Source organism: Clostridioides sp. GD02404, assembly GCF_045898275.1.
Taxonomy (GTDB): Bacteria; Bacillota; Clostridia; order Peptostreptococcales; family Peptostreptococcaceae; genus Clostridioides; species Clostridioides difficile_A.
Genome location: NZ_JBJOCA010000080.1, coordinates 1 through 370 on the forward strand (window position 1 = coordinate 1; position 370 = coordinate 370).

The 370-nt window shown below is 45.1% G+C and carries 2 tRNA genes and 1 rRNA gene; all 3 read left to right on the forward strand.

From position 1 onward, the window contains the following. The first annotated feature begins 82 nt into the window (after nt 1-82). The 3 genes from rrf (at nt 83) to Q3287_RS19565 (ending at nt 360) form a co-directional block, all read left to right on the forward strand. A 5S ribosomal RNA gene (gene rrf, locus Q3287_RS19555) occupies nt 83-199 on the forward strand. 7 nt (nt 200-206) lie between these two features. After that, nucleotides 207-281, forward strand: a tRNA-Asn gene (locus tag Q3287_RS19560). 4 nt (nt 282-285) lie between these two features. Continuing rightward, nucleotides 286-360, forward strand: a tRNA-Glu gene (locus Q3287_RS19565). The last annotated feature ends 10 nt before the right edge of the window (nt 361-370 follow it).

The following is a 370-nucleotide window of genomic DNA, read 5'->3' on the forward strand; positions in this document are numbered from 1 at the left end:
CTCTGAAAAAAAGTTTGAAAAAAGTATTGACAAAAATAACAAAAAATGTTAATATTATACTTGTCCTAGCAACAAGAAAAAATGTGGTTATAATAGCAGAGAAGATACACCTGTTCCCATTCCGAACACAGAAGTTAAGTTCTCTAGCGCTGATGGTACTTGGTGGGAAACTGCCTGGGAGAGTAGGACATAGCCACGTTGGATATTCCAAGGTAGCTCAACGGTGGAGCAACCGGCTGTTAACCGGTAGGCTGTGGGTTCGAGCCCCACCCTTGGAGCCAATATGGCTCGTTGGTCAAGAGGTTAAGACACCGCCCTTTCACGGCGGTAACAGGGGTTCAATTCCCCTACGAGTCACCATTTGTGGGAT